This is a genomic window from Kitasatospora sp. NPDC050463 (assembly GCF_040655255.1).
Lineage (GTDB): Bacteria > Actinomycetota > Actinomycetes > Streptomycetales > Streptomycetaceae > Kitasatospora.
In genome coordinates this window covers 40277-52545 of the sequence record NZ_JBFAJO010000020.1, presented here as the reverse complement: position 1 = coordinate 52545, position 12269 = coordinate 40277, and the positions used below count along the sequence as shown (strand labels likewise).

At 74.8% G+C, this 12269-nt stretch carries 10 protein-coding genes; 6 read left to right on the top strand and 4 right to left on the bottom strand.

The genetic code is table 11. The features are described from left to right. Positions 1-124 precede the first annotated feature (124 nt). Positions 125-853 (top strand): ferritin-like fold-containing protein, encoded by a 729-nt coding sequence (locus AB0J08_RS15340; protein WP_360632877.1) that lies wholly within the window; start codon positions 125-127, stop codon positions 851-853. A gap of 24 nt (positions 854-877) precedes the next feature. Here AB0J08_RS15340 and AB0J08_RS15335 read toward each other — a convergent pair whose 3' ends face one another. From AB0J08_RS15335 to AB0J08_RS15325, 3 genes are all read right to left on the bottom strand, one after another. Continuing rightward, on the bottom strand, positions 878-1195 hold the full coding sequence (locus AB0J08_RS15335; protein ID WP_360632874.1) for a hypothetical protein: 318 nt from the start codon (positions 1193-1195) through the stop codon (positions 878-880). 131 nt (positions 1196-1326) lie between these two features. Beyond that, positions 1327-1554: a DUF3107 domain-containing protein gene (locus AB0J08_RS15330; RefSeq protein WP_360632871.1), complete on the bottom strand. Its 228-nt coding sequence runs from the start codon at positions 1552-1554 to the stop codon at positions 1327-1329. A 132-nt stretch (positions 1555-1686) separates the two neighbouring features. Further along, positions 1687-2349 carry a TetR/AcrR family transcriptional regulator gene (locus AB0J08_RS15325; RefSeq protein WP_360632868.1) on the bottom strand — a complete coding sequence of 221 codons (663 nt, stop codon included), beginning with the start codon at positions 2347-2349 and terminating at the stop codon, positions 1687-1689. A 208-nt stretch (positions 2350-2557) separates the two neighbouring features. Between AB0J08_RS15325 and AB0J08_RS15320 the strand changes: the two genes are divergently transcribed. The 5 genes from AB0J08_RS15320 (at position 2558) to moeZ (ending at position 9357) form a co-directional block, all read left to right on the top strand. Continuing rightward, on the top strand, positions 2558-3481 hold the full coding sequence (locus tag AB0J08_RS15320) for an alpha/beta fold hydrolase (protein ID WP_360632865.1): 924 nt from the start codon (positions 2558-2560) through the stop codon (positions 3479-3481). A 387-nt stretch (positions 3482-3868) separates the two neighbouring features. Beyond that, positions 3869-5482: a DUF3492 domain-containing protein gene (locus tag AB0J08_RS15315; protein WP_360632862.1), complete on the top strand. Its 1614-nt coding sequence runs from the start codon at positions 3869-3871 to the stop codon at positions 5480-5482. Next, positions 5482-6708, top strand: a complete 1227-nt coding sequence (locus tag AB0J08_RS15310) for a hypothetical protein (RefSeq protein WP_360632859.1) — start codon at positions 5482-5484, stop codon at positions 6706-6708. The genes AB0J08_RS15315 and AB0J08_RS15310 overlap by 1 nt, the downstream gene beginning before the upstream one ends. 195 nt (positions 6709-6903) lie before the next feature. After that, complete coding sequence (locus tag AB0J08_RS15305) at positions 6904-7926, top strand: NAD-dependent epimerase/dehydratase family protein (protein ID WP_360632857.1); 1023 nt, start codon at positions 6904-6906, stop codon at positions 7924-7926. A 252-nt stretch (positions 7927-8178) separates the two neighbouring features. Further along, a complete protein-coding gene (gene moeZ, locus AB0J08_RS15300; RefSeq protein ID WP_360632853.1) occupies positions 8179-9357 on the top strand; it encodes an adenylyltransferase/sulfurtransferase MoeZ in 1179 nt (392 codons plus the stop codon). Between the two features lie 60 nt (positions 9358-9417). Here the strand turns inward: moeZ and AB0J08_RS15295 are convergent, their stop codons facing one another. Beyond that, the gene (locus tag AB0J08_RS15295) at positions 9418-12240 is read right to left on the bottom strand and encodes a flippase-like domain-containing protein (protein WP_360632850.1); all 2823 of its coding nucleotides are present in this window, start codon (positions 12238-12240) and stop codon (positions 9418-9420) included. Between the last annotated feature and the right edge of the window lie 29 nt (positions 12241-12269).

Below are 12269 nucleotides of genomic sequence, written 5' to 3'. Positions count from 1 at the left end.
ACATCGCTCGCGCGGGCCCGGTTCGGGGGCTCCCGAGCGGCCCCGCCCGCACCCTGCCGGGGGAGCGGCGGCCGACCGGCGCCCTGCGTGTGCGGGAGGCCGCACCGGACTAAGGTGGCAGGTCATGGAGACCCATGGTGAGACGCAGCAGGACCCGGCCGGCTCGATCGGCGACTGGGCGAGCCGCTCGGCCGATCCGGGCTACCGGGCGGCTGTGCTGGACCTGCTCGGCGCCCTCGCGTACGGCGAACTGAGCGCCTTCGAGCGGCTCGCCGAGGACGCCAAGCTCGCGCCGGGCCTCGCCGACAAGGCCGCGCTGGCCCGGATGGCCTCCGCGGAGTTCCAGCACTACCAGCGGCTGCACGACCGGCTCGCCGAGGTGGGCGCGGACCCGCAGGAGGCGATGCAGCCCTTCGTCGAGCCGCTGGAGCTGTTCCACCGGATGACCGCGCCCTCCGACTGGCTGGAGGGCCTGGTCAAGGCCTATGTCGGCGACGCGATCGCGACCGACTTCTACCGCGAGGTGGCCGTCCGGCTGGACGACGACACCCGCGACCTGGTCCTCGGCGTGATGTCGGACACCGGGCACGCGCAGTTCGCCGTCGACAAGGTGCGGCAGGCCATCGAGGCCGACCCGCGCTCGGGCGGCCGGCTGGCGCTCTGGGGCCGGCGGCTGATGGGCGAGGCGCTGAGCCAGGCCCAGCGGGTCGTCGCCGAGCGGGACGCGCTCTCCAACCTGCTGGTCGGCGGCGTGCAGGTGCAGGGCTTCGACCTGGTCGAGGTCGGCAAGATGTTCAACCGGATCACCGAGGCGCACACCAAGCGGATGGCCGCGCTGGGGCTCGCCTCCTGACGGGTGCCGGCCGGCCGGCGCGGCTCAGGCGTGCCGCTGCCGGCGGTGCGCGCCCGCGCGGTGCGGCCGGTGCCGGTGGGCGGGCTGGCGCCCGGCCGCCAAGTCCGGCCGGGCCAGTACCGAGGTGAGCAGCGCCGAGGCGACCGCCGCGAGCCCGATGCTGGCCGCCGGGAACCGGCCGTCCAGCGTGAAGTGCGTGATCACCCCGCTGAGCAGGGCCGACACCAGGGCCGTTCCGAGCGTCAGCGCCCGGCCGGCCGGGAAGTACGCCGGCAGGGCCAGCAGCGCGGCTGCCCCGACGATCAGGCCGACGAGGGCGAAGGCGATCGACTCGACCAGCAAGGGTGCCTCCCCGGTACGCGGGCGGCGGCCTTCGGACGGCCGCACACCTGTCGCCGTACCCCGGTCCACCCGGCCGTACACGCAGCGGTGCCCCGTTCCCCCGGAGAGGGAACGGGGCACCGCGAAGCAGCTCAGAGCGTGCCGAACCCGACCTTGCGGGCGGCCTGCTCGCCGATCTCCACGTACGCCAGGCGCTCGGCCGGGACGATGACGCGGCGGCCGTGCTCGTCGGTCAGCGAGAAGAGCTTCGTGGTGCCCTCCAGCGCCTTGGCGATCGCGCTCTCGACCTCATCGGCGGTCTGCGAGCTCTCGATCACGATCTCGCGCGGCGCGTTCTGCACGCCGATCTTGACCTCCACGACTTCCGTCCCTCCGGGGTTGCAGCCAGCCACGCGCGGGCACCGGACCGCCTGGGACAAGCGTTCGCGGTGATCGCGCCGTACGGCTTCACCATAGAGCACCGGATCAGTGCCGAGGCGAAGGTCGGCGGATCACTGGTCGGCGGCCTGCGCCTCGCCGGACTCGGCGACGGGGTGCATCGGGAAGCCCTTCAGACCGCGCCAGGCCAGGCTGGCGACCAGCCGGACGGCTTCGTCGCGGGGGATCTCCAGGCCCTGGGACAGCCAGTAGCGGGCGGTGATCTGGGCCAGGCCGCAGACGCCGGCGGCGAGCAGCTTGGACTCCGCCTCGGGGAGGTCGGTGTCCTCCTGGATGACCTTGCTGACCAGGGTCGCGCTGGCGTCCGAGGCCCGCTCCACGCGCTCGCGCACGGCCGGCTCGTTGGTCAGGTCCGACTCGAAGACCAGCCGGAAGGCGCCGGACTCGCTGGAGACGTAGTTGAAGTACGCCTCCATCGTCGCGGCCACCCGCTGCTTGTTGTCGGTGGTCGCGGCGAGCGCCTCGCGGGTCGACTCGACCAGGGCGTCGCAGTGCTTGTCCAGCAGCGCCAGGTAGAGCTCCAGCTTCCCGGGGAAGTGCTGGTACAGCACCGGCTTGCTGACCCCGGCGCGGTCCGCGATGTCGTCCATGGCGGCCGCGTGGTAGCCCTGCGCGACAAACACCTCCTGGGCGGCACCGAGCAGTTGTTCACGGCGGGCGCTTCGCGGCAGGCGGGCACCGCGCGGGCGCTCCTGCGCCTCCTGGATGGCCGTCACGGCGCTCCTCACTTCACGGGTTGTTCGGGGCTGGCAAGATGACCGATTCTACTTTTCGGTAACCGCGTTCGCGCCTGGCGAGCGTGATAAAAGCACCGAGCCCCCTTGTCAGGAGCCCACAATACGGCGCTGACCACCGGCGACGGCAGGGGTGCGACAGGAGCCGGGACAGCCCCGGGGCACCGGCCGCTCACTACCATCGTCCACCATGAGCAGCGCTGAGCAGCAGATACGTCCGGCGACCGGGGAACCCGCAGCGTTCCGTACGGTCGAGGTCCCCGGTGCCGCACTGGCGGTGCACCGGCCCGACGGCGGGGCGGCCGGTGGCCGCGAGCCGGGGCTGTTCGTGCACGGGCTCGGCGGCTCGGCGGCCAACTGGACGGCGCTGATGGACCGGCTGGCCGGCCTGGTCGACGGCGAGGCCGTGGACCTGCCCGGCTTCGGGTACTCGGCCCCGCCCGCCGACGGCGACCTCTCCCTCTCCGGGCACGTGCGCGCGGTGATCGGCTACCTGGAGGCGACCGGCCGCGGCCCGGTGCACCTGTTCGGCAACTCGCTCGGCGGCGCCGTCTCCGTCCGGCTCGCCGCGCTCCGCCCCGATCTGGTGCGCAGCCTCACGCTGATCTCGCCGGCGCTGCCGGAGCTGCCGCCGCAGCGCACCGCCTGGTCGACCGGGCTGCTCGCGGTGCCGGGCCTGCCCGGCCTGCTGCGCCGGCTGCCGTCGAACGGCCGCAGCCCGGAGGAGGCCACCGAGGGGCTGTTGCGGCTGGTCTACGGCGACCCGCAGAGCCTGTCGCCGGAGGCCCGGGCGGAGGCGGTGGCCGAGTACCGGCGGCGGATCGGGGTGCCGCACGCGCTGGACGCGCTGGCCGGCTCGGCGCGCGGGATCGTCTCGGCGTACACCGAGCGGGGCGACCAGGCGCTCTGGCGGCAGGCGGAGCAGGTGAAGGCGCCCACGCTGCTGGTGTACGGGCTGCGCGACAAGCTGGTCTCGTACCGCTCGGCGCGGCGGGCCTGCACGGCGTTCGGGGACGCCCGGCTGCTGGTGCTGCCGGACTCCGGGCACGTGGCGATGATGGAGCACCCGGAGCAGGTGGCCCGGGCGGTGCGGGAGCTGCTGGCGCGGGGCTGAGCGGGGCACGGGCGGGCTCCGGGCGGGGGCCGAGCGGGGCGCGGGCGCGAGGGGCGGTAACGCCCCGCTCCGGGGCGAGGTCACGCCGGTTCACTCGTTCAGGTGGCAACCAGGCAAGTGACCGATGGATTGCCGGAGCCCGGTCCTACCTTTCTGCTGTCGGACCGAACAGGTGTGGGGGAGTGGCGGCCGCCGGAGAACCGGAGCAGCCGGAGGGCAGCCGCGAGCAGGGGGCCGGCGGTCGGTGCGACCGCCGGTCCGGGCCGCGGTGCTGCTGGCCGACCGGACTCCTCCGCCCCGGTCCCGTTCCCGCACCTGCGGGGGCACCCGGGTGCCGATCAAGCCGCTCCAGCCATCCGTCGATCCGCTCTGCTCTGGAGGTCTCCCGTGCGCGTTGCACTGATCACCGAGGGTGCCCGTCCGCACCCGCGGCGTGGCGCCGGCGGCTGGTGCGCCAGGCTCGTGGACGGCTTGGTCGAGCACGACTTCGAGCTGTACGTACTGGCCGGCTCGGCCGGTTCGGGCGTCGCCGAGAGCCCGCGGGGCCGCTGGCTCGGGGTGCACGAGCTGGCACTGTGGGGGCGCCGGGCGGCCGGCCGGCCGCCCGGCGCGCTGCGCGGACGGCAGTACGTCCGGGCGTACGAGGGGCTGGTCCGGGCGCTGGTGATGCCGGGCGAGCGGGCCTCGTTCGGGGCCGGGCTGTACCGGCTGGCGGCGCTCGCCCGCGAGGACGGTGCGCTGCCCGCGTTCCTGGCCTCCGCAGCCGCCCGGCGGACACTGGAGCGCGTCTGGCGCTCGCCCGGGGCGGACACCTCGGCCGGGCAGCCGCTGGTCCGCGACGTACTGGTCGCGGCGGACCTGCTGGAGCAGTGCCTGCGCCCGCTCTCCGCGCCCTGGTACGGCACCGGGCCGGGCGGCCTCGGCTCGGCGGACCTGTGTCACGTGGTGGGCGGCGGCCCGGCGGCGCTGCCGGCGCTCGCGGCCAAGCAGCTGCACGGCGTGCCGTTCGTGGTCACCGAGCACGGCCTGCACCTGCGCGAGCAGTACCTCGGCTACCGCGAGGCACCGTACCGGTGGCCGGTCCGCGCGCTGTTGCTCTCCTTCTTCCGGGCGCTCACCGAGGAGACGTACCGGCAGGCCGCGATACTGACCCCCGGCAGCGCCCACGACCAGCAGTGGCAGCGCCGGTGCGGCGCCGATCCGGCGCGTACCAGGGTGGTCCACGAGGGCACCCCGGCGGTGGCCCGGGCGGCGGCCGGGCCGGAGCCGGCCGCGCCGACCCTGGTCTGGGCGGGCGCGCTGGAGCCGGGCCGGGACACCGAGCTGATGCTGCACGCCTTCGCCCGGGTCCGGTCCGGGCTGCCGGCGGCCCGGCTGGTGATCCACGGTGAGGAGGCCGTCCCGGGCTACCGGGCGCACTGCGAGGCGGTGGCCGACCGGTTGGGGGTGGCCGGGGCGGTGGAGTTCGCCGGCCGGCCGGGCTCGGTGGCGGCGGTCTGGGAGAGCGGCACGGTGGTCGTCTTCTCGGCGCTCTCGCAGCGCGGGCCCCGGCTGCTGGCCGACGCGATGCTGAGCGGCCGGGCGGTGGTCTCGACGGACGTCGGGGTGGCCCGGGAGGTGGTGGGGCCGACCGGGCTGCTCGTCCCGCCGCGCGATCCGCAGGCGCTGGCGGGCGCCTGTCTGGCGCTGCTGCGCGACGCGGAGCGGCGGGCCCGGCTCGGGCTGGCCGGCCGGCTACGGGCGCAGGAACGCTTCGCCGTGGAACCGGTGACCAGTGCGTTCCGGGAGATCTACCTGGAGCTGGTCTCCCAGTGGCCGGCCTTCCCGGCCGCCGGGGCCGGCGGCGCGGCCGGTGAGCAGCCGCGCCCGTTCGCCCGGCCCGCCGAGTACTGGCTGGCCGACCGCCGCGGCGGCGGGAGCGCCGAGCGGCCGGCCGGTGGGGACGAGGGCGAGGACGAGGCGTCCGACGAGCGGTCCGGCGCCCTCGCGGAGGCGGTCTGATGGCCGGCGGCGGGCCGGTCACCGGGGGCGCACGGGCCGCCGGGAGCACACCGGCCACCGGTGGCGGGCCGGTCGCCGGCCCGGCCGGGGTCTGCGGCGACCCGGTCCGGGAGGTGATGGCGGAGCACCGGGAGCTCTGCGAGCGGGCCGTCGATCCACTGGAGATCGCCGTCGGGCTGGAGGAGGCCGGGTGCGGGCAGGAGACGGCCGCGCGCTGCCGGCACGCCGATCTGTTCTCGCTCGCCGAAGAGCTGTACGCCCGGGTGCCGCGCCGTCCGCCCCCGGCGTCGGCGGACGGGTCGGGCGGGCACCGGTCGGGGTGGTGCGGCGGGGCGCTCCGGGCGGCGGCACTGGCGGTGCTGCCGGTCGCGGTGGCCGTCGGGTCGGCCGGCCGGTGGCCGGTGCTGCTGGCGGCCGCCGTCCCGCTCGTGCTGCTGCCGGCGCTGTCCGCCCCCGAGCGGACCGCCGCGGCCGGGCCGTCGCTCCGGGCGCCCGGGGACCGGGCCGGGTTCGGGACCGGGCCGGAGCCGGAGTCGGAGTTCGGGCCGTCCACCGGGGACCGGCCGCTCCCCGCTCCCCGCGCCCGGTGGCGTCGACCGGCCGTGCTCGGCCACGGGTGCGGGGTGGCCGCCCTGCTGCTGCTCCCGCTGGCCGGAGCCGGGGCCGGATCGGGGGCCTCCGGCGGCGCCGGTGACGGCCGGGTGACGGCCGCGCTGGTGCTGGCCGCGGCACTGTCCGCCGGGTCGGCCGAGGGGGCGGCGCGCTGGTTCCGGCACATCGCCCGCGGCCATCTGCGGGGGGCGGGTACCCTCGCCGAGTTCCGGGCCCGGATGCGGCCGGTCCTGCCGGTGGCCGTCGCCCTGCACCTGGCCGTCCTGGCGGTCCTGACCTTCGCCGCCCTCGCGGTGCTGACCGCCGTGGCGCCCCGCCCCGGGCCGGACCGAGGCGGCGGCCTGCTGCACCTGGTGGCCGAGCGGGCCGGGCCCGCCCAGTGGGCGGCGCAGGGCGTGCTGGGGCTGCTGCTGGTGCTGCCCGCGCTGCTGGCCCGGTCCGGTCGGACCGCCGCCGCCGCGCTGGGCGCGCTCGCCGGGCCGGCCGCCGTCGCGGCGCTCCTCGTGCTCGGCCGGTCCGCGCCGACGGCCTGGCTGCTCGGCGGCGGCGCGGTCGCGCTCGCCCTGCCGGCGTACGCCTGGCCGGTGCTCGGCCGGGCCGGCGCGCACCGCTGACCCCCCGATCGCTCGATCTTCCCGTCGTTTCGACCGGGCTGGTTTCAACCCGGCCGGCGCTGATCGCGTAGGACCCGGCCGCTCGCCGAGCGACCGGGCGGCGTGAGCCAGGAATCCCTCCGTTTCGGCGGAGGGAGGATTCAATCTGTCCGCCAGGTCGTACTCCCGACCTCGCTTCGTGGAAGGACACCCCCGATGAGGGTGCTGCTGCTGGGCGCCGACGGCTTTATCGGTCGTCGGGTCACCGATCGTCTGCTCGTGGACCAGGAGTTGCAGGTGACGGTGCTCGGCCGGCGTGACTCGGCCGACATCCGCTTCGACCTGACCACCGGGAGTCCGGGCGCACTCGCCCGGTTCCTGGACGCGGTCGCGCCCCAGGTGGTGATCAACTGCGCGGGCGCCACCTACGGCAGCTCACGGACGCTGATCCGGGCGAACACGCTGGCCGTCGCCACGGTCTGCGAGGCGATCCGGCGCAGCCGGGAGCCGGCCCGGCTGGTGCACGTCGGCTCGGCGGCCGAGTACGGGCCGGTGCCGGGCGGGGTACCGGTGTCGGAGGGCGCCGAGCCGCGCCCGGTCGGCCCGTACGGGGTGTCCAAGCTCGCCGGGACGGAGCTGGTGCTGGCCTCCGGGCTGGACGCGGCGGTGCTCCGGGTGTTCGACGTGGTGGGGCCGGGGGCGCCGACCGCCTCGTTGTTCGGGCGGCTCGCGGAGGGGCTGCGCCGGGCGCTGGAGCGCGAGGAGTCGCAGGTGCGGATGCCGGACCTGTCCGGGTACCGGGATTTCGTGGACGTCCGGGACGTCGCCCGGGCGATCCGGGCGGCGGCGGTGTCGGCGGCCACCGGGGTGATCAACATCGGCAGTGGGCACGCCGTCCGGGCCCGCGAGGCGGCCCAGCTGCTGGTCCGGGCCTCGGGCTTCGAGGGGGCGATCGTGGAGGAGAACCGGCCGGTCCTGCTGCCCGCGCAGGCCGGCGTGCCGGTCGAACACCCCGACCGGCACGGGGATCGGCACGGCGACCGCGATCGGCCCCCGCACCACCCGGGTCACCGGTCCGCGGAGTCGCGGCCGGCCGAGGGGCGGGGCCCGGCGGGCGAGCCGGTGCCGTGGCGTCAGGCGGACGTGCGGACCGCCCGGGACCGTCTCGGCTGGCGGACACAGGTGCCGCTGGAGGAGTCGCTGGGCGACGTCTGGCTGGAGACGGCCTGTCGGGTCTGACCCGCGGGTCCGCCGTGCCGGGGTGCGCCGACGGCCCCGGTGCGGCGGGCCGCGGCGTCCCCGACCGCCCGCCGGACGGCTCCGGTGGGCGGTCCCAGCATCCGATGTCGGCTGTCTCGCCAGTCGGACGAGCTGTCTCGGAATAGTGGGGCGGCATGACACTGTTGGCGTAGCAGAGCCACCTCGGTGGCGTAGCAGAAGCCACTAGAGGTCGGCCCCTGGCCACCTGAACTGACGACCATCGGAGTCCCCGTGTCGCTGCCACCCCTGGTCGAGCCGGCCGCCGAGCTCACCGTCGACGAGGTCCGCAGGTACTCCCGCCACCTGATCATCCCCGACGTGGGCATGGCCGGGCAGAAGCGGCTGAAGAACGCCAAGGTGCTGTGTGTCGGCGCCGGCGGCCTGGGCTCGCCCGCGTTGATGTACCTCGCCGCGGCCGGCGTGGGCACGCTCGGCATCGTCGAGTTCGACGTGGTGGACGAGTCCAACCTGCAGCGGCAGATCATCCACGGCCAGTCGGACATCGGCCGTTCCAAGGGCGAGTCGGCACGGGAGTCGGTCAAGGAGATCAACCCCTACGTGGACGTGATCCTCCACGAGGAGCGCCTCGACAACGACAACGTGATGGAGATCTTCTCCGGCTACGACCTGATCGTCGACGGCACCGACAACTTCGCCACCCGCTACCTGGTGAACGACGCCGCGGTGCTGCTCGGCAAGCCGTACGTGTGGGGCTCGATCTACCGCTTCGACGGCCAGGCCAGCGTCTTCTGGGCCGAGCACGGCCCGTGCTACCGCTGCCTCTACCCGGAGGCCCCGCCGGCGGGCATGGTCCCGTCCTGCGCCGAGGGCGGCGTGCTGGGCGTGCTCTGCGCGTCCATCGGCTCGATCCAGGTCACCGAGGCGATCAAGCTGCTGGCCGGTGTCGGCGAGCCGCTGGTCGGCCGGCTGATGATCTACGACGCCCTGGAGATGACCTACCGTCAGGTGAAGGTCCGCAAGGACCCGAACTGCGCGCTCTGCGGCGAGAACCCGACGGTCACCGAGCTGATCGACTACGAGGCCTTCTGCGGCGTCGTGTCGGAGGAGGCGCAGGCCGCCGCCGCCGGTTCGACGATCACCTCGAAGCAGCTCAAGCAGTGGCAGGACGACAAGGAGGACATCTTCCTGATCGACGTCCGCGAGCCCGGCGAGTACGAGATCGTCAACATCCCCGGCGCGGTGCTGATCCCGAAGAACGAGTTCCTGATGGGCGACGCGCTGGAGTCGCTGCCGCAGGACAAGAAGATCGTGCTGCACTGCAAGTCGGGCGTCCGCTCGGCGGAGGTGCTGGCCGTGGTGAAGTCGGCCGGCTTCGCCAACGCCGTCCACCTCGGCGGCGGCGTGCTCGGCTGGGTGAACCAGGTCGAGCCGCACAAGCCGGTCTACTAGCAGACACGTGCGAAGGGCCCGCCGGAGCGATCCGGCGGGCCCTTCGCACGTCCGCGGGGCCTACAGCGCGCCCTTGCGCTGGAGCACGTTGTAGGAGATCCAGCCGGGCAGGACCGGCAGCCAGAAGGTGAGCGCCCGGTAGAGGAAGACCGCCGGGGTGGCGATCGTCGGGGGCACGTCGGCGACGGTGAGCGCACCGATCAGGGCGACCTCGACCGGGCCGATGCCGCCGGGGGTGGGGATGGCCGAGCCGGCCGCGTTGGCGGTCAGGAAGACCACCGCGACCGCCGAGAAGCTGATGCTGCCGCCGAAGGCCTGCACCGAGGCGTCCAGGCAGGCGGTGAAGGAGAGCGTCAGCAGCAGGATCCCGCCGAAGCCGGTGACGAGCTTGCTGGGCGTCTGCATCAGGTCGAGCATCCGGGGCACCACGCCGAAGAACAGCGATCGCAGCCGGTTCAGCACGAACCGCCGCAGCGGTGAGACGGCCGCGACCACCAGGGCGAGCACGGCGGCGGTCAGCACGCCGATGATCACCGCGCGGGAGGCGGAGAGGTCCCCGTTGGTCTGGCTGCCGGTGATCAGGCCGAAGCTGAACAGCAGCAGCAGGTGGCCGGTCAGGCCCGCCAGCTGGGAGGCGCCGACCGAGGCGACCGCCTGCCCGGAGCGGATGCCGGCCTTCTGCAGGTAGCGGGTGTTCAGCGCGATGCCGCCGATCGCGGCCGGCGCGACCAGCTTCACGAAGGAGCCGGCCAGCTGCGCCGCCACGGTGCGCCGGAACGGCAGCTTCTCCGGGACGAAGCCGGTCAGGCTCATCGAGGCGGCGACGTAGCTGAAGGCGGCGGCCGCGAGCGCCACGGCGGCCCAGGCCCAGTCCATCTGGGAGAGCTTGAGCTGGGCCGGCTTGATGGTGGTCAGCGCGAGGTAGGCCGCGAAGGTGAGCGCGATCACCATGATCAGGCTCTTCGGCTTCAGCCGCTCCAGCTTGGCCGTCTCGGTCGGTGCCTCGGGGGCGATCTGGAGGATCTGGCCGCGGATCCGGCTGAGCAGGTCCTCGCCGGCCACCGCGATGTCCTCCTCGGCCTGCTGCTGGGTGCGCTCGCCGGCGGCCACCTGTTCCAGTGCCTGGGCCCGGGCGGCGGTCTTCCGCTCCTTGGTGAGCTTCTTCAGGTCGACCCTGGTGGAGCGGCTCAGCCCGACCGGCTGCAGCAGCGGCAGCGCCTGCGCGACCCGGTCGGCGCCGAGGACGGCGTTGGCGGTGGCGACCGCCCGCTCCGGGCCGATCCGCAGGGCGAAGGTGGTGAGCAGCTGGGCGACGTCGATGCGCAGCGTCAGGTCGGTGGCGGCGATGTCACCGCCGGAGAGGTTGACCAGACAGGCCGCCTTCTCGTCGACGACCAGCAGTGACTCGCCGGTGAGCCGGCGGTGGGCGATCCGGCGCTCGTGCAGGGCGGCGACGGACTCCCAGAGCGAGGCCATCACCTGGTCGGTGACCTCCGCGTCCGTGAGGTCGTCCAGGATCCGGCCCTCGACGTTCTCGTAGACCAGGATCGCGGCGTCGGGGCCCAGCTCGGAGGTGGCCACCAGTTGCGGGGAGTGGGCGCCCGAGGCGGCGGCCGCGTAGGCGATCAGCGCCTCCTGCTCCAGCGCCTGGCGCAGCGACTGCGGGCTGCGGCGGACGGCCACCGAGCGCAGCCGCAGCCGCCGCCAGGCGCGGTAGAAGAAGCCGGAGGCCTGCTGCTCGCGGTCGATGATGTGGACGTCCAGCGGCGGGCCGCTCTGCTGGGCGACGTAGTAGCGGCGGGTGCCGCCGGGGGCGTCGGGGGCGCGGTGGGCGCTGGCCGGGGTGAAGCCGACCTTGCGCAGGCCGATCATCAGGTGCTGGCCGGTGGGCCGGATGTTCGGCGAGCCGATCGCGTACAGCGTGCCGTAGGCGACGGACCAGCCGATCAGCACGGTGAGCAGCAGCGACAGCGGGGTGGTGTAGCCGCCGAGCAGTTCGGTGAGCCCGCTGAAGACCACCACCACCCAGAGGGCGACCCGCCAGCGCGGCCGGCTCGACATGCCGACCGCGGTCATGTAGGCGATCACCGGAGCCAGATAGCCGTGCACCGGGTCGGTGAGGGTGCCGTTGCTGTCCAGCGGCAGCCGGGTGAGGGCGTCCCGGATGTGCTCGGAGGCGCCCTCGGCGACCCACCAGTCGATGCCCAGCGAGACGCCGTAGGCGAGCACCGAGGCGAGGACGCCGTCGGCGACCCGCAGGCCGTCGCGTTTGATCAGCCGCTCGACCGCGAAGGCGAGCGGGACGGCGAGCACCGCGACGCTGGAGACCAGGCCGGTGATGGTGGAGAGCACCGGGGAGAAGCGCGGTGCGTTGGAGGCGATGTCCAGCTCGATGCCGGTGGTGGTCGAGGTCGCCACGCCGGCCAGGACGAACACGGAGACTATGCCGAGGACGCCGGCCAGGAAGCGGATCAGGTCCGACGGGCGGTGCGCGCGGGCGGCGAGCAGCGGCTCGTCGACGTCCAGGTGCGGGGTGTCGTCCAGCGACTCGTGCCCGTCGTGCTCCTCAGGTTCCTCAGGTTCCTCGGGCTGCTCGTGTCCTTCGGGTACCGGGTACGGCTCGGGTGCGGGGGTCGGCTCCGGCTGCTGGGCCGGGACGCCGGTCGGGGCCGGCCCGGCCGCGGGCCGGGGCACTCCGGCCCCGGGGGCGGTACCCGGGGCGGCCTCGGGTTCGGTCGGCTGCGGGGTCTTGATCGTCCGGTCCTTGATCAGGGAGACTTCCGGTGACGGTGTGGCGGCGGGCTCGCCACCGGGGCCTGCGGGCACGGAGTCGCAGGACTCGTCGGAGCCCTCGTCCACGCCCACGTCAGCCGTCCCGGTCATCTGGTCTTGTCCTCGTATCACCACTCACC